Raw genomic sequence first — 17,687 nt, 5'->3', positions numbered from 1 at the left:
TTAATGACGATGGATTACAAAAGCACCCTCAATCTGCCGCATACCGATTTCCCCATGAAGGCCGGCCTGTCCCAGCGCGAACCCGAGCAGGTGCAGCGCTGGCTGGAGCAGGGCATCTACCAGAAGATCCGCGCTGCGTCCGCCGGCCGTCCCCGCTTCGTGCTGCACGACGGTCCGCCCTACGCCAACGGCGAAATCCACATCGGCCACGCCGTCAACAAGGTGCTCAAGGACATCATCGTCAAGGCCAAGACCCTGGACGGCTTCGACGCTCCCTACGTGCCGGGTTGGGACTGCCACGGCCTGCCCATCGAATTGCAGGTGGAAAAGAAAGTGGGCAAGGCCGGCGTGAAAGTGACGCCTGCCGAATTCCGCAAAGCCTGCCGCGACTACGCCGCCGTGCAGGTGGACAGCCAGCGTAAGGACTTCGTCCGTCTGGGCGTGTTCGGCGACTGGGACAATCCCTATCTCACCATGGATTTCAAGTTCGAGGCCGACATCGTGCGCGCCCTGGGCAAGGTGTGCGCCAACGGCCATTTGACCAAGGGCGTGAAGCCTGTGTACTGGTGCTGCGATTGCGGCTCGGCCCTGGCGGAAGCCGAAGTGGAGTACGAGAACAAGCGTTCCATCGCCATCGACGTGCGCTTCAAGGCGGTGGACGAGGCCGATTTCCTCCAGCGATTGCAGCACGTGGACGGCCATGCCGGCGAGGGGCCGGTGTCGGTGGTGATCTGGACCACCACGCCCTGGACCCTGCCCGCCAACCAGGGCGTGGCCCTCAACGCGGAGCTGGATTATGCCCTGGTGCAGTGTGCGGGCGAAGACGGCCCGGAACGGCTGCTGATCGCCGAAGCGCTGTTGAAAGACACCATGGGCCGCTACGGCGTGGAAGACTACCGCGTCGTGGCCTACGGCAAGGGCGCGGCGCTGGAGCACGCGCTGTTGCAGCATCCGTTCTACTACCGCCGGGTGCCGGTCATCGTCGGCGAGCACGTCACCACGGACGCCGGCACAGGCGCCGTGCATACCGCGCCCGGCCACGGCCAGGAAGACTTCGTGGTGGGCCAGCGCTACGGTCTGCCGGTGGACAATCCGGTGGGCGACAACGGCGTGTTCCTGCCCGGCACGGAAATTTTCGCCGGCGAACACGTGATGAACGCCAACGCCCATGTGGTGGAAGTGCTGAAGGAACACCGCGCCCTGGTGAAGGAAGCCGCGCTGGAGCATAGCTATCCCCACTGCTGGCGCCACAAGACGCCGGTGATCTTCCGCGCCACGCCGCAATGGTTCATCGCCATGGACCACAACGGCCTGCGCAGCAAAGCGCTGGGCGAAATCAACAAAGTGCAGTGGATTCCCGACTGGGGCCAGGCGCGCATCGAAGGCATGGTCAACGGCCGTCCCGACTGGTGCGTGTCGCGCCAGCGCACCTGGGGCGCGCCCATCACCCTGTTCGTGCACCAGCAGACCGGCGAACTGCACCCCAAGACGGCGGAATTGATCGAGACCGTGGCCCAGCGCATCGAAGAGAAGGGCATCGATGCGTGGTTCGAGCTGGAGCCGGAAGAGCTGCTGGGGGCGGAAGCCGCCGACTACAGCAAGATCAAGGACACCCTGGACGTGTGGTTCGACTCCGGCGTGACCCACTACGCCGTGTTGAGCCGCCGCGACGACCTGCACTTCCCGGCCGATCTGTATCTGGAAGGCTCCGACCAGCACCGCGGCTGGTTCCAGTCGTCCTTGCTGGCGTCTATCGGCGTGCACGGCGAGGCACCCTATAAGCAGGTGCTGACTCACGGCTTCACCGTGGACCAGCACGGCAACAAGATGTCCAAGTCCAAGGGCAATGTGGTCGCCCCGCAAAAGGTGTTCAACAGCCTGGGCGCGGACGTGCTGCGCCTGTGGGTGGCGGCCACCGACTACAGCGCCGAAATGCGCGTGTCGGACGAAATCTTGAAGCGCGTCTCCGACGTCTACCGCCGCTTGCGCAATACCTCCCGCTATTTGTTGGCCAACCTGGACGGCTTCGAGCCGGCCCGCGACCTGGTCCAGCCGGAGGACATGCTGGCCCTGGACCGCTGGGTGGTGGACAAGGCCTGGCAGTTGCAGCAGGAAGTGGTCGAAGCCTATAACAGCTACCAGTTCCACCTGGTCTACCAGAAAGTTCACCACTTCTGTTCGGTGGACCTGGGCAGCTTCTACCTGGACGTGCTGAAGGACCGCATCTACACCCTGCGTACCGACAGCGTCGCGCGCCGCTCCGGCCAGACCGCGATGTACCGTCTGGTGCAGGCGTTGGCGCGCTGGCTGGCGCCAATCCTGAGCTTCACCGCCGAGGAAATCTGGCAATACCTGCCGGGGGAGAAAGCCGATTCGGTGTTCCTCACCACCTGGTACGACGGTTTGCAGTCCTTCGAGGACGCACGCTTGGGCCGGGATTTCTGGGAGCGGACTTTGGCGGTGCGGGAAACCGTCAGCAAGGAATTGGAAAAGCTGCGGGTGGCCGGCGCCATCGGCTCGTCCCTGGCGGGCGAGGTGGAGCTGTATTGCGACGCGGAGCACCAGGAATTGCTGGGACGCTTGGGCGACGAGCTGCGTTTTGTCCTGATTACCTCCGATGCCCGCGTCTTGCCGCTGGAGCAGGCGCCGGCCGATGCCGTGAGCGGCGACGTGGCCGGCGTGAAAATTCGCGCTTTGGCCACCGGGCAAGCCAAGTGCGTGCGCTGCTGGCACCACCGCGAGGACGTGGGCAGCCACGCCGACCATCCCGAGCTGTGCGGCCGTTGCGCCGACAACGTGGCCGGCGCCGGCGAAAGCCGCCGTTTCGCCTGAGGTGCCGTGATGCTGCGCTGGTTATGGCTGTCGGTGGCGGTGCTGGTGCTGGATCAAGCCAGCAAGCTGTGGGTGGACGCCGCTTTCAAGCTGTATGAAAGCGTCGTCCTGTTGCCGGTGTTCAACCTGACTTATGTGCGCAACACCGGCGCCGCTTTCAGCTTTTTGGGTGATGCGGGCGGCTGGCAGCGCTGGTTGTTCATGGGCTTGGCCGTCGCGGCCAGCGGCATACTGGCGCGCTGGCTATGGCAGCTGAAGGCCGGCCAGCACTGGCAGGCGGCGGGGTTTTCCCTGGTGCTGGGCGGTGCCGTGGGCAATCTCGTCGATCGTGCGGCTTACGGTTACGTCATCGACTTTTTCGATTTCCACGTGGGCGATTGGCATTTCGCCGCTTTCAACGTGGCGGATTCGGCCATCACTGTGGGGGTGGCTTTACTGCTGATCGACGCCTTTTGGGGATCCGAATCGGTTTAAGGTTAAGCCGCACCTAGCCTCGCCAAAAAAAATCCAGGGATTACCCCCTGGATTTTTTGTTTGTGCCGGGTTTACCGGCTATGGAGGCGGGATTGTGGATGATGCATACTTTACCGATGCTTAAAGTGGCACCGCAACGATTAGGAGAATAAGACGGAACTGGATAGTTGGGTTACGGATAATCCCTATACTATGGGTGCTACAATTTTTGGCTGGTCGCGTAATATCGTATAGGGATAGGGGCTTGGAATGTCGAATGCCAAAGCACTGAGAATCGGCCTGGTTCCGCTGTTGGCGCTAATCGCCGGGCTGTTGCCGGGCGCTTGGTCCCCGGCGTGGGCCGGGGTGGTGGCCGGTCACGTCGTGTTTTCCCGGGGCGCTTGCGCGGCCCTGGTGGAGGGGGCGGACAACGCGCCGAGGTTGTTGGGATCCGCTGCGGAAATTTACGAGGGCGATTTGATCCAGACCGGCAACGACAGCTTTGTTGTCGTGGAGTTCGCCGATAAGGCGCGCATCACCATTCGTCCCAACAGCAGTTTCCGCGTGCAGAAATACGCGACGCAGGGAGCGCAGGAGGCCCAGCTGGTACTGGAAAAAGGCGGCATCAGCGCCGACGTGGGCCAGATCGCCAAGAGCAATCCTGAGAAATTCCAGGTGGATACGCCCGTGGCTTCCATCAAAAGCCAGGGCGCCGGTTTCAACGCGCGCATTTGCGACAAGGATTGCGACGGCAAAGCGGCCGCCGAGCCGGCCAAGCCGGACAATTCCGTGGCGCGGGTGGCGCAGGCCCAGGGCAAGGTGGAGGCTATCGGCGTCAACGGCGCCGCCCGCGACTTGGCGACGGGCAATCCGCTCTACGAAAAGGAAAGGGTGCGTAGCCAGGGCGACGCTTATGCGGTGCTGGTGTTTCGCGACGGCTCCAAAACCACCGTTCAACCTGGCAGCGAGCTGGAAATCACCGCTTTCCGCTATCAGCCCGGCGACAATGCCAACAATACCCAAGCCCTACGTTTGATCGCCGGCGGTATTCGTGCCCTAACCGGCGCCATCGGCAAAGAAAAGAAGGAAAACGTGCAGTTGGTGACCCCGGTCGCCACCATCGGCATACGCGGCACGGTCTTTTACCACCATCATTTGCCGGCGCCGCTTAACGGCAGCCCCCCGGGCGGCTACACCCACGTGAATCATGGCGGGGTTTGGCAGCAGACGGGGGCGGGCACATACGATTTGGGCGAAGGCAAGACCGGTTATATCGCCGGTCCCAACAGCCCTCAAAACACCTTACCGGGCGAGCCGCCTTTCATGTTGCGTTTCGAGCAGATGACGCCGTCTCCGGAGAATGTCCAGGTGGACCCGGCGCTGATGTTCAACTCCGCGCCAAAGCCCGGGCCGTCCTTGACCGTGCAGGCCAAGGGCGACGGCAAGGTGGTCGTGGAAGACAAGAAGGGCGGAAAAACCGAACTGGGCGACAAGCAAAGTTCCAAAACGAATTCCGAGGGCGGTACGGCCATGAGCAATACAGGCGACGCCGGGGATGGCGATGGCGGAGAGGACGGTTTCCAAAGCCTGCCGGGCGGCGGCGGAGACCCTAACGGTGGTTCCGGATCGGCGGCATGCAGTTGATGGGCGTTTGAGCGGGGGACGGGCTTATGCATAAGTTGGCGGGGGGGGCGTTGCGGTTACTGGTGGCCGGCTTGATGCTGGCGGGCGCGGTGTGCGCCGCGGACATCCAGTTCCGCGTGGAGCGGTTCGAGGTGGCTGGCGAAAACCCGTTGAGCGCTGCGGAAACGCAAGCCGTGTTAACCGCTTTTTCGCAACGCAGCCAAGACCTGAACGGCCTGAACGAAGCGGCCAAGGCGCTGGAGCAGGCTATCCGTGAAAAGGGCCTGGCGTTTCACCGGGTCGTCGTGCCCCCCCAGAAATTGGGCGATGGCGGCGTGGTGCAGCTGAAAGTGGTGGTTTATAAGCTGGCTGAAGTAGTCGTGGAGGGCAACCAGCATTACAGCAAGGAAAGCGTGCTGGGCAGCTTGCCGTCCTTGCGCATCGGCGAAGTGCCGGACAACGACGCCATCGTGCAAGACTTGCGGTCGGCCAACTACCACCCCAACAAGAAGCTGAATCTTACCTACAAGCAGAGAAGCAAAACGGAAAGCCTGGCCGCCAAGGTGAACGTGGAGGACGAACGTCCGGAACATTTTTCGTTCATGATGAATACCCGCGGCACGCGGGATACCGGCGGTTATCGCATGGCTTTGGGCTTTCAGCACGCGGACTTCCTTGGGCTGGATCACGTGCTCAACGTCAACTTCGCCTTTTCTCCTGACCACTTCGACGAGATCAAGCAATACGGCTTCAGCTACCAGTTGCCGGTCTACGCCACCCGCGGCTGGGTGACCGGCTATTGGCTACGTTCCGATTCCGACGCGGGCACCATCGCCGGCCTGTTCGACGTGAGCGGGTCCGGCGATATCGGCGGCGTGCATTACACCCAGTATCTACCCAAGCTGGCCAGCTATGAGCACTGGCTGGACGTGGGTTATGACGACAAAACCTTCAATAACCACGTGTTGTTTGGCCGCTTGCAAAAACAGGATTTGGGCGTGAGCGTGGTCAGCCGGCCGATCAGCCTGAATTACCGTAACGAGATGACCTGGGAGTTTTTGCGCGGCGGCTTCAACGTGGGCTGGGCGAGAAACCTCAACGGGGGGCCGGGCAACACCGACGTGATTTACGCGAAATCCCGCGCGGGCGCCAAGGACGACTGGGACGTATGGCGTTATGGCGCGTTTCTGGACGTCAGCTTGCCCGGGGAATGGACTTTCCGCAACCAGCTGAGCGGCCAGTATACGGATGAGCCGCTGATTGCCGCCGAGCAATTGGGCCTGGCCGGCATGACCACGGTGCGGGGCTACGCGGAACGCGAAATGGCGGCGGATATCGGCAATATCTATCGGGGCGAAATATGGACGCCGCAATGGGTTAAGGACGTGAATTTCCTGGCTTTCTACGACCATGCCAGCGGCAAGATGCTGCATACCCTGGCCGGCCAAAAAGAAAGCTTGCTGCTGCGTAGCACCGGCCTTGGCGGGCGGCTGAATTTGAAAAACAATTTTGTGGTGGCGGTTGATCTGGCCTATGCCTTTGACGATGCCCGCACCACGCAGACAGGGCCGGTAACCGGAACCACCAGCGGTTCGGGCAAGGTGAACGCCATGCTTTACTACCGGTTTTAGGAGCCACGCCCATGGGTGAATTGAAGCAGGGATCATTGTTGGTTTTCCTGGCCGTGAGCGCGGCGTTGGCGCCCGCCGGACGCGCCAACCCCACCGGCCCCCACGTGGTAAACGGCCAAGTGGTGTTCGACGCGAGCCAAGCCGGCGTGCTCGATATCGCCAACAGCCCCAACGCCATTATCGAGTGGCAGGGCTTTTCCATCCCGGCCGGCGAAATCACCCGTTTCATACAGCAAAGCGCCGACAGCGCCGTGCTCAACCGGGTGGTGGGGCAGGATCCCAGCGCCATTCTGGGGCAGCTGCTCTCCAACGGCCAGGTATTCCTCATCAACCCCAACGGCATCGTTTTCGGCCAGGGCTCCATGGTGGACACCGCCGGCTTCCTGGCTTCCACCCTCAATATCGGCAACGACGACTTCCTGCGCGGCAACTACCTGTTCGTCAATCCGGGGCCGGGGAAAATCGAAAATTACGGCGTCATCCACGTCACCAACGGCGGCAGCGTCGTGCTCATTTCTCCCAACATCGAAAATAGCGGCTTGATTCAAAGCGACGGCGGCCACTTGGTGCTGGCCGCCGGTGAAAAGTTGACGCTGACCAGCATGGACGCGCCGCAAGTGCGCTTCGAAATCCAGGCGCCCGAAGACAAGGTTCTGAATATCGGCCAGTTGATGGCCAACGGCGGCGGCAGCATCGACGTTTTCGCGGGCGCGATTCGCAGCAGTGGCGCGATAAGCGCCGACAGCGTTGAGGTCGATAAAAGCGGCCGGATTCACCTGGTGGCGCAAGGCGACGTTACCTTGGAGGCCGCCAGCCAGACCCACGCCAACGGTCCCGCCGGCGGCAGCGTATTGGTTCAGAGCCAAGGCGGCACGACCTTGGTGTCAGGGACGGTGGAAGCCAAGGGCAGCGACGGCGTCGGCGGCACCGTGGAGCTGTTGGGTCGCAACGTCGGACTGATAGACCAGGCGGCGGTGAACGCTTCCGGCAAGACCGGCGGCGGTACGGTGCATATCGGCGGCGACCAGGAAGGCGGAGGAACGACCCAGCGGGCCGAATTCGTCTACATAGGCCAGGACGCCCAGGTGCATGCCGACGCCCTGGATACCGGCAACGGAGGCACCGTCATCGCTTATGCGGACGACACCGCGCGCATCTACGGCCATCTGAGCGCCCGCGGCGGGGCCGTGTCCGGCAACGGCGGATTCGTTGAGACTTCGGGCAAGAAAGGGTTTGAACTGCTCAATGCGCCCGATACCGGCGCCTCCCATGGTTTGGGTGGCATGTGGTTGATCGATCCCGACGACCTGACGGTGAGCACCACGGATGCCAATATCAGCCCATCGGTGTGCTGCGCCAGCCTGTTCCAAACCGCGGCCGCCGGAGCGAGTATCAACGTATCGACCATCGCCAGCTCGCTGTCCAGTTATGGCGGCGGCGTAACGCTGCAGGCCGGCGGCAACATCACCTGGGCGGCCCTTTTGAACCTGTCGCATAGCGGTACGAATACCCTGACCTTGAAAGCCGGCAACGACATCAAGTTCAACTCCGGCGGGATATTGAGCAACGGCAGCAATTCCCTGAATTTGAAGCTGTGGGCGAACTACCAAGGCAGCACCAGCGGGCAGGTCTATTTCAACGGCGGCGAGTTGAATGTCGGCAGCGGCACGATCGATATTCAAAGCGGTACCAACGCCGCATCGGGCACGCTGAATTTCGGCAACACCTCGTCCGTCACCATCACGGCCGGCGGCGGCATCAACGCGGATACCCTGAATATCACCAACGGTTCTTTATCGGCCACCGGCACCAGCACGCTGCCCCAGAAGTTTTCCAACTTCGTAACGCTGAACGGGCCGGTTTCGGTAAACACGTTGAATTTGAGCGGCCAGCTCAACAGCAATAACAGCATCGAGGTAAAAAATTCCTTCAATTGGACGCAAGGCGTTATTGGCGGGTCAGGTTCAACGCTGAAAACCCTCGGCACAACCACCATCAACAAGAATCTTGTCGAGTTAACAGATAGTCGCACCTGGACAAATACCGGCACCATCAATTGGGGCGGAAACAACTTGACCACGTTGAAGCTGTGGGATTCCGCTTCGCTGAACAACCAGGGTACGTTGAATATTTCAGCGTATAACGGCGTGCTGGGCGGCAATAGCAGCCAGGGCTTGGTGAATAGTTCCGGCGGCACCATCAACGTGAGTAATGCCGTCACTTTCGATGGGGTGTTCTCCAACAAGGGAACGTTGAATTTGAATAGCGGTCCTTTCACGACCGGATACTCTTCCACCTTCACCAATGACGGAACCGTCAATCTGGGGAACTATTCCGCCAACCTGAAAGGCGTTTTCAATAACAACGGAACCTTCAACATCAATGGCGGCTGGGCGGGAATATCCGGTTCCTTCAGCAACGCGGGAGCCGTTAACCTGAACGGCGGCGGGATGTGGGTCACATCCGGCGGCACGGATCGCGGTACATACAGCCTGCGCAATAACGCATGGATCGATTTTTACGGCGCCTCCGGCGCGATAACGCGAGCTTTCAACGGCGCTATTTCCAATACGGACAAAACCGGCGAGATTTGGTTTGGCAACGGTACGTTCAATATCAACAACGGCATCGATGTCGGCTGGCTGGGCATCGAGTCCGATGCGTCGGTGAATATTGGCGGGAATTATAATTCCAATTGGGAAACCTATATCGCTGGATCGCTGAACGTCGGGGGCGCCTATACCCAATTATCGTACGGCGACACCGTCCTGGATTACGGCACGCTGACGGCGTCTTCGGTGACGGTGAGCGGCGGCCTTTTGCCGATTACTATGAGCCAGATGCTGGCTAACGGTTCCAACGGAGGCGCCGGCACTTTCGAGGGGACCGGCACGGTGAATCTGAATGGCGGCACCTTCACCAACGCCGGAGGCCTGTACCTTTGGGGCGGCCCGCTTACCCTCAACGGCAATTACGTGCAAACGCCCACGGGTCAACTGGGTATCGCCATTTCTTCCCCGGCGGCCTACGGCTTTTTGGATAGATCGGATTACAGCGGCCGCCTATACAACAGCATCACGCCAGGCTCGCTGAATGTGCGCGGCTCCGCCACGATGGCCGGCTCGCTGTTTATCCTCTGGGACGGTTTCGGCAACAATCCCCACCGGGCTATAGAAACAACCGGCGGCCTCTATGGCTCCTTCTCCACGGTGGAGCATTATCCGGCCACGCTGGGCATCGATTATTCGTATGACGGCCGAGGTTTGACCGTATCGCTTGGGAGCGCAAGCAGTTTCGTCAGCAGTAACCCCGCGCTGCAGGATACCGTTTTCGACGCTTCCGTTAACCAAATCATCGCCACGCTGAGTTCTTCCGATATGACGAACTCCGGCGGAAGCGATGGCAACGGCGCGCCGAAGTCCTGTAAGAAATAGGTTATCAATGGTTAACGTAATGACTTTGACGGGGACTTCATGAGCACTGGATTAAGCGAGAGCTCGACAACCCGGGCGTCGTCGTTGGAGAACGATGCGCGGGTACGGCTCAAGGTTTTGCATGACCTGGTGCATGACGCGTCTTCCTTCGCCGGCATTTACGGGCAGATCGAGCCGCAGATATTGACGCTGCTCGGCGCCGAACGCATGACGATTTATCAGCGCTTGAAGACGGAAAACGACATCGTTTCCCGCTTTAAAACCGGTTCCGACGTTAAGGAAATTCGGGTGCCGCTGTCGCCTTCGTCCATTGCGGGGTTTGTGGCTCTAACTCAGCAGCCGTTGTTTCTGAATGACGTTTACGATGAGGCGGCGCTGAAAAAGCTGCACTCCAACTTGCGTTTCGACCGTAGCTTCGACGAAAAAACCGGCTTCCGCACCCGTTCCATGATCGTGGTGCCCATCATGATCAACAAGGTCTTGCTGGGCGTCTTGCAAATCATCAACAAGAAGGACGAAGGCGCTTTTTCGGAGATGGACGGCAAGATCGCCATGCACATCGCCAAAATCATCGCCACCAAGTTCCAGGAAGATGTGAGCGCTACCGGCTCGCCCTATATGTATCTGGTGCAGCAAAGCTTGATCGGCAGCGACAAGCTCGAGCAATTGCTGGACGAGGCCGCCAGGCGGCGCGTGCATCCTTCGCGGCTGTTGATCGACGACATGCATATTCCGGCGGAGGCGGTGGGCAAATCGCTGGAAATGTTCTACCAAGTGCCTTACCAGGCCTACGATCCGGCCATTCAGTTGCCGGCGGATATGATGTCCGAAGTGAAGACGGCTTATTTGAAAAAGCTGTTGTGCATTCCGCTGGAGGGGGACCGCAAGCGGGTCACCATCGCCATCGACGATCCCGCCGACCACAACCGTATCCTGGAAATTCAGCGTGTTTTGCGGGCGGAAAATATCACCCTGCGCGTGTCCTTGCCGGAAGACATTCTGCGTTTTCTCGGCGAGACCGGCGCCGCGGCGACGGTGGACCTCGGCACCATCATGGGGCAGTTGGAAGAAGAAGCCGCGGTGGTCAACGAGGAGCAGGAGGACAGGGAGCCCGGCCTGGATGAAAACGCCGCTCCCATCATCCAGCTGGTCAACAAAATCATCGCCGACGCCGTCGCCATGGGGGCGTCGGATATTCACGTGGAGCCGGGCAAGGAGCGCGCGTCCACCAAGGTGCGCATGCGCGTGGACGGTTCTTGCCGGGAAATCCTGCAAGTGCCCGCTAGCCATTCCGGCGCGGTGCTGTCGCGCATCAAGATCATGTCGCGGCTGGACATCGCCGAGCGGCGCAAACCCCAGGACGGCAAGTGCAAGCTCAAAATCGGCAACCGCCAGGTGGAGTTGCGCGTCGCCACCATTCCCACCGTCAACGGCGAAAGCGCGGTGTTGCGCGTGCTCGCCGGCGCCGGCGCGCTGCCCATGGAAAAGCTCAATTTATCGCAGCGCAACTACGAGCAGATCCAGTCGCTGGTCAGCCATCCCCACGGCATTTTCCTGGTGGTGGGGCCTACCGGTTCCGGTAAGACCACGACCTTGCACGCCGTGCTGGGCTACCTCAATCAGCCGGACAAAAAAATCTGGACCGCCGAGGATCCGGTGGAAATTACCCAGCCCGGTTTGCAGCAGGTACAGGTGCTGCCCAAGATCGGCTTCGATTTCGCCGCGGCCATGCGCGCTTTTTTGCGCGCCGACCCGGACATCATCCTCATCGGCGAAATGCGCGACCGGGAAACCTGCCACACCGGCGTGGAAGCGTCGCTGACCGGCCACTTGGTGCTGTCCACCCTGCACACCAACTCCGCGCCGGAAACCATCACCCGTTTGTTGGATTTGGGCTTGGATCCCCTCAACTTCGCTGACGCGTTCCTCGGGGTATTGGCGCAGCGATTGCTGCGCACCTTATGCGGCGACTGCAAGGAGGAATACATCGCCGACGCCGAGGAAGCCAGGCGCTTGGTCCATTACTATGGCGAGGAGTTCTTCCCCGAACTGGGATTCGATCCCGGCAACCTCAAGCTGTGCCGTCCGGTGGGTTGCGAGAAGTGCGGCGGCAGCGGTTATCGCGGCCGTACCGGCATCCACGAATTGCTGGTTGCCACGCCGGAGATGAAGGCGATGATTTGCCGCCGGGCCGCCGTGTCCGAGCTGCGCGAACAGGCGCTCAAGGAGGGCATGCGCACCCTGTTCCAGGACGGTATATGGAAGATTCTCCGCGGTTTGAGCGATGTTTCTCAGCTGTTGAAATGCACCACGGCTGAATAAGTTGCACGCCGATGCAACCGGCGGCTCGTCGCCGATAGGCCGACATTTCTTGGCGCATGGCTAGGATAGCGATCGCTTGGGAGCTAGGCACGGCGTTGGGCCACGCCGGCTGCTTCTTGCCGGTGGCCCGCAAGTTGCGCGAAATGGGGCACGAAGTGATCCTGATCGTGCGCGAGTTGCATGATATGGAGACGCTCCTGCGCGGCCAAGGATTCGCCCTGCTGCAAGCGCCCATTTGGCTCAGATCCCATCCCGAACTGGGACAGTCACCCCTCAATTATTCCGACATCCTGGCGCGGCACGGCTACTTGGCCGCCGAAGGCTTGATGTCCCTGATGCGCGCCTGGCTGGGATTGTGGTCGTTGCTGCGGCCCGACTTGATCGTGGCCGAATACGCGCCCACCGCGTTGCTGTCGGCGCGCGCCGCCGCCGTGCCGGCGGTGATGTTGGGCACCGGCTTTTATTCTCCGCCAAGGCTTACGCCTTTGCCCGATATGCGTTCTTGGCAAGCGGCGCCGGAAGGTGTGCTGGCCGCCATTGACGCCCATATGCTGGGCGTCGTGAATACTTGCCTGTCCGCCTTGAAACGGCCGCCGCTGGCATCCATGGCCGGTTTATTCGACGTGCGGGAGGATTTCCTTTGCACGTTTGCCGAGTTGGATCATTACGAGGGACGTGGCCCGACCGGCTACTGGGGGCCTTTGTTTCTGCGCGATCTGGGGGACGCCGTGGCGTGGCCCGCGGGAGTCGGTAAACGGGTCTTTCTTTACGCCAGATCGGAATACCGTGGCTTGGATGCGCTGCTGCGCGCCCTGGATAACGCGGGGTGCCGCGTGGTGGCGTACGTGCAGGGATTGAGCGCGGTGCCGGAGGCGATCGCTGGCAATCCCCGATTCGCGCTGGCTCGCGAGGCCGTTCGCTTGTCGCCCCTGCTGGACGATTGCGATCTGGTGATATGCCACGCCAATTTCGGCGTCACCAATGCGGCGTTGCTGCACGGGGTTCCCTTGCTGTTGTTGCCCATGCAACTCGAGCAGTATTTGCTGGCCATGGCCGCGCAGCGCCTGGGAACGGCAGTGGTTGTGCATCCAGAGCAGGCCGCTCCCGACTACGCCGTTTTATTGGCGGACTTGCTGCACACCGAATCATACGCCCAGGCAGCTCACCGTTGGGCGGCCGGGCACGCCGGCTACCAAGTGGACGAAACGGCGTCGCGTATCGCTGCGCGCATGGATGAGGTGTTGCGCGGCGGGGCTTGAATCGCAGCCTATTTGGTTTGGAAGGTGAACACCCCGTCCCAATCCGCATCGGGCGGGTGTTGCAGGAAGTGGACGGCGCGTTCCTGGTAGATTTGATAAAGGAGTCGCTCCGGATAGGCTTGGCGCAAATCGCCGAACAGCTTTTCCGCCAACGTCCAGTTTTGCCCGCGATAGGCCGCCAGGGCGTTCTGGTGTCGCGCCAGCTCCCTTTGAGCGGTTTCCGGCAGCTCGTCCCGCAGCATCAAGGGTTCGTAGATGACCACCGGCTCGTGCTTGCCTTTGACCCGGACTCGATCCAATTCCCGGTAGGCGTATTCCGGCGCGGCGGCCTTGGTGGTTTCACTGACGATGATGTCGACGCCGTACTGCTTGGTCAGCCCCTCCAGGCGCGAGCCCAGATTAACCGCATCGCCCAGCACGGTGTAGGCCATGCGGAACTCCGAACCCATGTTGCCTACGCTCATCACGCCGCTGTTGAGGCCGACGCCGATCTTGATGGGCGGCCAGCCGCGGGCCTTGAAGTCCTCTTGTACCTCGCCCAAGGCGCGGATCATGTCCAGCGCCGCCTGAACGGCGTGCAGGCCGTGCCTTTCGTCGCGCAGCGGCGCGCCCCAGAAAGCCATGATGGCGTCGCCCATGTATTTATCGATGGTGCCTTTGTGGTTGTGAATGACCTGCGTCAAAGGCGTGAGGAACTGGTTCATCAGCTGGGACAGCTCGTTGGGCGCCAAGCCTTCCGAAATGGTGGTAAAGCCGCGCACGTCGGAAAACAGCACGGTCATTTCGCGGTTTTCGCCGCCCACGCCGAAGTCGCTGTTCTGCTGGCTCATTTCCTCCACCAGCTCCATGGGCACGTATTGGCCGAATTGCCCGGCCAAGCGCCGCTTGTTGCGGCTTTCGATGAAATACCCGAAAAACATTTGGTTGGCGTAGAGCAGGAACAGCAGCACGATGGGCGCGCCGACGTCGATGGCGATGCCGCCCTTGTGCCAAGCCAGCAGATTGACGCCCATCAATAGCGCCAAGGTTCCCAGGGTGGCGATCGATCCCAGGCCGGCGGACAGGTGGGGAATCCATAGGGTTAGGATCAAGCCCACCGCCAGTATTTGGAGGAACTCCAGGCCTTTGACATAGGCCGGCTGCTCTTTGATGGTTTGGTCCAGCATGCCGATCAGCAAGTTGGCGTGGACTTCCACGCCGGGATAGACGTTTTGCAACGGCGTGGACCGCATGTCCAGCAGGCCCGCGGCGGTGGTGCCCAGCAGCACGACTTTCCCGCGCAATAACTCCGGGGCGGTGGCGGCGTTCAAAACGTCGACGGCCGATACGTAGGGGAAACTGCCTTGCTTGCCCAGGTAAGGGATGAGCGCGCCGCTTTGCTCGTCCACCGGGATTCTGAAGCCCTCGATTTGCAAGGCTTCGAGCTTGCCCTGTCCCGCCTCGCCGTAATCCTCGCTGATGTCCAAGTGGATGGGTGCCTGGCCCAGCAGGGCTTGGAACATGGCTAGCGACAGCGACGGATAAATCTTATCGCCTTGGCGCACCAGCATGGGCAGGCGGCGGAAAATGCCGTCCTCGTCCAATAGCGGGTTGACGAAAAAGCCGCCGCCCTGGGCGGCTTGCTGAAATTCCGGCAGGTTGCCCGTGTAGCGTTTGACTTCCGTCAAATTGGCCAAGGCCGCCGGCAGCGGATTTGGGGCCTGCAAGGTCGGCGCCGGCAACGCGCCGGCATTGGCGGCATCGTCGGGTCGGGTGACGAAGCCGAGGATGGCTGCGCGATTGCGCAGGCTGGCGGCGAACAGGCGGTCGTATTCCAGACTGGGTTTGAGGGCGTTAACGGCTTCGTGCAGCGCCTGGTCGGTGCGCAGCGTGGCTTCCAGCTTTTCCAGCACCGGCAGGCCCGAGCTTTCGTCCCGTTCGGCGAAAACCACGTCGAAACCGATCAGCTGGATTTTGTAGTAGTCGAACAGCATGTTGACCAATAGCGCCAATTTGGCGCGCGGCCAGGGCCACCGGCCTTCCTGCGCCAAACTTTTTTCGTCGATGTCGACGATGACGATGCGTTGGTCTTGGCGGTTGGGGGCGGTGAGGCGCAGGCGCAGGTCGTAGAGGTTGTGCTCCAGGTTGTGCAGCAGCGGCAGGTTGAATGCGCCAGCGCCGTGCAGCGAAAACAACACCGTTAGAATTGCGCTGGAAATATAGAGGGAAAGGTTACGCGGCAGTTTGACCTTCATGGCGCCCCATCCCTTGCGCGTCTCAGGATATCAGCAGCAATTGTTCGACGTTGACTTCGTCGATTTGCTCGGCGCTGAGATATTGCTCGGCATATTGCAGGTATACCTTCCGGCGTAAAAATACCTCGAACAAATCCGGGTCGATATGCCCTTCCTTCTTCATGAAGGCCATGATTTTCAGCGCTTCCGACAGTTTTTTCGCCGATTTGTATGGCCGGTCGCAGGCGGTCAGCGCTTCGAATATGTCGGCGATGCCAAGTATGCGGGCCTGGACGGACATTTCCTCCCTCGTCAAGCCGTTGGGATACCCCTTGCCGTCCATGCGTTCGTGGTGGCCGGCGGCGTATTCCGGCACCCGGCGCAGATGCTTGGGAAACGGCAGGTTGTTTAGCATGTCGATGGTGGCGCGAATGTGATCGTTGATGATCTTGCGCTCTTCCGGCGTCAGCGTGCCGCGGCTGATGGTCAGGTTGTGGATTTCATTTTCGCTGAGGAGCGGCGCTGTCTGGCCGTCGCATAGCCAGGTTTGCTGGCCGATGATGCGTACGCGCTCCTGGTCCTGCTCGTTCATGAATTCGCTGCCGGTGTTGCTGCGCCGGAGGAATTGCCGTTGCTCGTTCAGCTCCGCATGACTGGCTTGCAACTCCTGTTGCAGCTCCGGGGAGAGTTCCTTGACGCCCAATTGCTCCAGTTGCCGTTTAAGGCATTCGATTTCCTTGTCCCGCATCAGGATTTCGAAGCGGCTGTCCACCAAGTGAATGCGGTCGCAAATGGTTTCCAGCTTGGTGGCCTTGTCGACCACATACTCCGGCGTGGTGATTTTGCCGCAATCGTGAAGCCAGCCGGCGATCTCCAATTCGTAGCGGTCTTGATCGTCGAGGTGGAAATCCTTCAACGGGCCATCCGACTCGCTGTGCGCGGCTTCGGCCAGGGCCATGGTGATGGCAGGCACACGGCGGCAGTGGCCGCCGGTGTAGGGCGACTTGCGGTCGATGGCGTCTGCGACGAGGTGGATCAACGCTTCGAACAGCTGCTTCATTTCGCCTATGAGCTGTTCCTTGGTCAAGGCGACGGCCGCTTGCGACGCGAGCGCCTCGACCAGCCTTTGGGTATAGCTGTCGAAGGGCGCAACGACGCCGGTGTCCGGCGGGGTGGCGTTGATGAGCTGCAGTACGCCGATGATCTCGTTCTCGTGGTTGCGCAGGGGGACGGTGAGAAACGAGGTGGAGCGGTAACCGGTTTGGGTATCGAAACGGCGCGTGCCGGAGAAGTCGAAACTCTCCGTATCGTAGGAGTCGGCGATGTTGACCGTGGCGTTGGTATGAACGGCGCACGTGACTACGTTGTTCAGATTGGGGCTGCCGTCCTCCTTATATAAAGGAATGGGCGGGAGCGTGCAGGGGGGCGCGCCGCTGCCGCCCATGGACATGTTCAAGGAGGCGTTGCGCAAAATGACGATGCTCACCGCGTCGCGGCTGACCGAATACAGGGTGCCGCCGTCGGCGTGGGTGAGTGCCCGGGCGCTGTCGAGTATGCGCTCCTGCAAGCGTACGGGATCGGTTTCCGCTGACAGCGCTATGCCGATATCGATCAGCTGTTCGAGTCGTTCAATCACGGTGTTGCCGGTTATTGAGATAACAAATGGGGATTTTATGCCTTTGTAGCCTTTTTACCATATCTAGGCCGCCTTGAGGTATGCCCGAAGCAGGCCGAACGCGACGCTGGCGCGGCTTCCGGCGCCATTCCTCGGTGCTTGTCTGGCAAGGCTTTGCCGGGCAAATAGCGACGCGTCCCCCAATTTGTTCAAAGTGGCTTGACGAAGTGAATTTTGCTTCCTATAGTGCAGTCAAGTGGTGTGAAGTGGAAAAAAATGGAAAATAATGGATGCCGCTGCTGATT

9 protein-coding genes are annotated in these 17,687 nt (G+C 60.9%); 7 read left to right on the top strand and 2 right to left on the bottom strand.

Translation table 11 applies throughout. The annotated features are described in order from the left end of the window. Positions 1 to 9 precede the first annotated feature (9 nt). The 7 genes from ileS (at position 10) to K5607_RS14630 (ending at position 13,554) form a co-directional block, all read left to right on the top strand. Positions 10 to 2,832 (top strand): isoleucine--tRNA ligase, encoded by a 2,823-nt coding sequence (ileS, locus tag K5607_RS14660; protein WP_221047451.1) that lies wholly within the window; start codon positions 10 to 12, stop codon positions 2,830 to 2,832. Positions 2,833 to 2,841: 9 nt separating this feature from the next. After that, a complete protein-coding gene (gene lspA / locus K5607_RS14655) occupies positions 2,842 to 3,306 on the top strand; it encodes a signal peptidase II (RefSeq protein WP_054772862.1) in 465 nt (154 codons plus the stop codon). A 249-nt stretch (positions 3,307 to 3,555) separates the two neighbouring features. Continuing rightward, positions 3,556 to 4,929, top strand: coding sequence for a FecR family protein (locus tag K5607_RS14650; protein WP_054772861.1), 1,374 nt, complete (start codon positions 3,556 to 3,558; stop codon positions 4,927 to 4,929). A 26-nt stretch (positions 4,930 to 4,955) separates the two neighbouring features. After that, positions 4,956 to 6,539, top strand: a complete 1,584-nt coding sequence (locus tag K5607_RS14645) for a ShlB/FhaC/HecB family hemolysin secretion/activation protein (protein WP_221047450.1) — start codon at positions 4,956 to 4,958, stop codon at positions 6,537 to 6,539. An 11-nt stretch (positions 6,540 to 6,550) separates the two neighbouring features. Beyond that, positions 6,551 to 9,973, top strand: a complete 3,423-nt coding sequence (locus K5607_RS14640) for a two-partner secretion domain-containing protein (protein WP_221047449.1) — start codon at positions 6,551 to 6,553, stop codon at positions 9,971 to 9,973. Between the two features lie 39 nt (positions 9,974 to 10,012). Then, entirely contained in the window at positions 10,013 to 12,295 is a 2,283-nt protein-coding gene (locus tag K5607_RS14635; RefSeq protein WP_082411354.1) for a GspE/PulE family protein, read from the top strand. 56 nt (positions 12,296 to 12,351) lie between these two features. Next, positions 12,352 to 13,554, top strand: coding sequence for a glycosyltransferase (locus K5607_RS14630; RefSeq protein WP_221047448.1), 1,203 nt, complete (start codon positions 12,352 to 12,354; stop codon positions 13,552 to 13,554). Positions 13,555 to 13,562: 8 nt separating this feature from the next. Here the strand turns inward: K5607_RS14630 and K5607_RS14625 are convergent, their stop codons facing one another. Next, a complete protein-coding gene (locus tag K5607_RS14625) occupies positions 13,563 to 15,788 on the bottom strand; it encodes a CHASE2 domain-containing protein (protein WP_221047447.1) in 2,226 nt (741 codons plus the stop codon). Between the two features lie 22 nt (positions 15,789 to 15,810). Continuing rightward, positions 15,811 to 17,403, bottom strand: a complete 1,593-nt coding sequence (locus K5607_RS14620) for a GAF and HD-GYP domain-containing protein (protein ID WP_246598877.1) — start codon at positions 17,401 to 17,403, stop codon at positions 15,811 to 15,813. Between the last annotated feature and the right edge of the window lie 284 nt (positions 17,404 to 17,687).

It is taken from the genome of Methylogaea oryzae, assembly GCF_019669985.1.
Lineage (GTDB): Bacteria > Pseudomonadota > Gammaproteobacteria > Methylococcales > Methylococcaceae > Methylogaea > Methylogaea oryzae.
The sequence above is the reverse complement of the archived record's forward strand: the minus strand, read 5'-3'. Positions and strand labels throughout refer to the sequence as shown.

What these genes read in the sequence shown, in the direction of transcription:
- lspA (WP_054772862.1), top strand. Translation starts at nt 2,842, where the DNA reads ATGCTGCGCTGGTTATGGCTGTCGGTGGCGGTGCTGGTGCTGGATCAA.
- K5607_RS14630 (WP_221047448.1), top strand. Translation starts at nt 12,352, where the DNA reads ATGGCTAGGATAGCGATCGCTTGGGAGCTAGGCACGGCGTTGGGCCAC.
- K5607_RS14625 (WP_221047447.1), bottom strand. Translation starts at nt 15,788, where the DNA reads ATGAAGGTCAAACTGCCGCGTAACCTTTCCCTCTATATTTCCAGCGCA.
- ileS (WP_221047451.1), top strand. Translation starts at nt 10, where the DNA reads ATGGATTACAAAAGCACCCTCAATCTGCCGCATACCGATTTCCCCATG.
- K5607_RS14635 (WP_082411354.1), top strand. Translation starts at nt 10,013, where the DNA reads ATGAGCACTGGATTAAGCGAGAGCTCGACAACCCGGGCGTCGTCGTTG.
- K5607_RS14645 (WP_221047450.1), top strand. Translation starts at nt 4,956, where the DNA reads ATGCATAAGTTGGCGGGGGGGGCGTTGCGGTTACTGGTGGCCGGCTTG.
- K5607_RS14650 (WP_054772861.1), top strand. Translation starts at nt 3,556, where the DNA reads ATGTCGAATGCCAAAGCACTGAGAATCGGCCTGGTTCCGCTGTTGGCG.
- K5607_RS14640 (WP_221047449.1), top strand. Translation starts at nt 6,551, where the DNA reads ATGGGTGAATTGAAGCAGGGATCATTGTTGGTTTTCCTGGCCGTGAGC.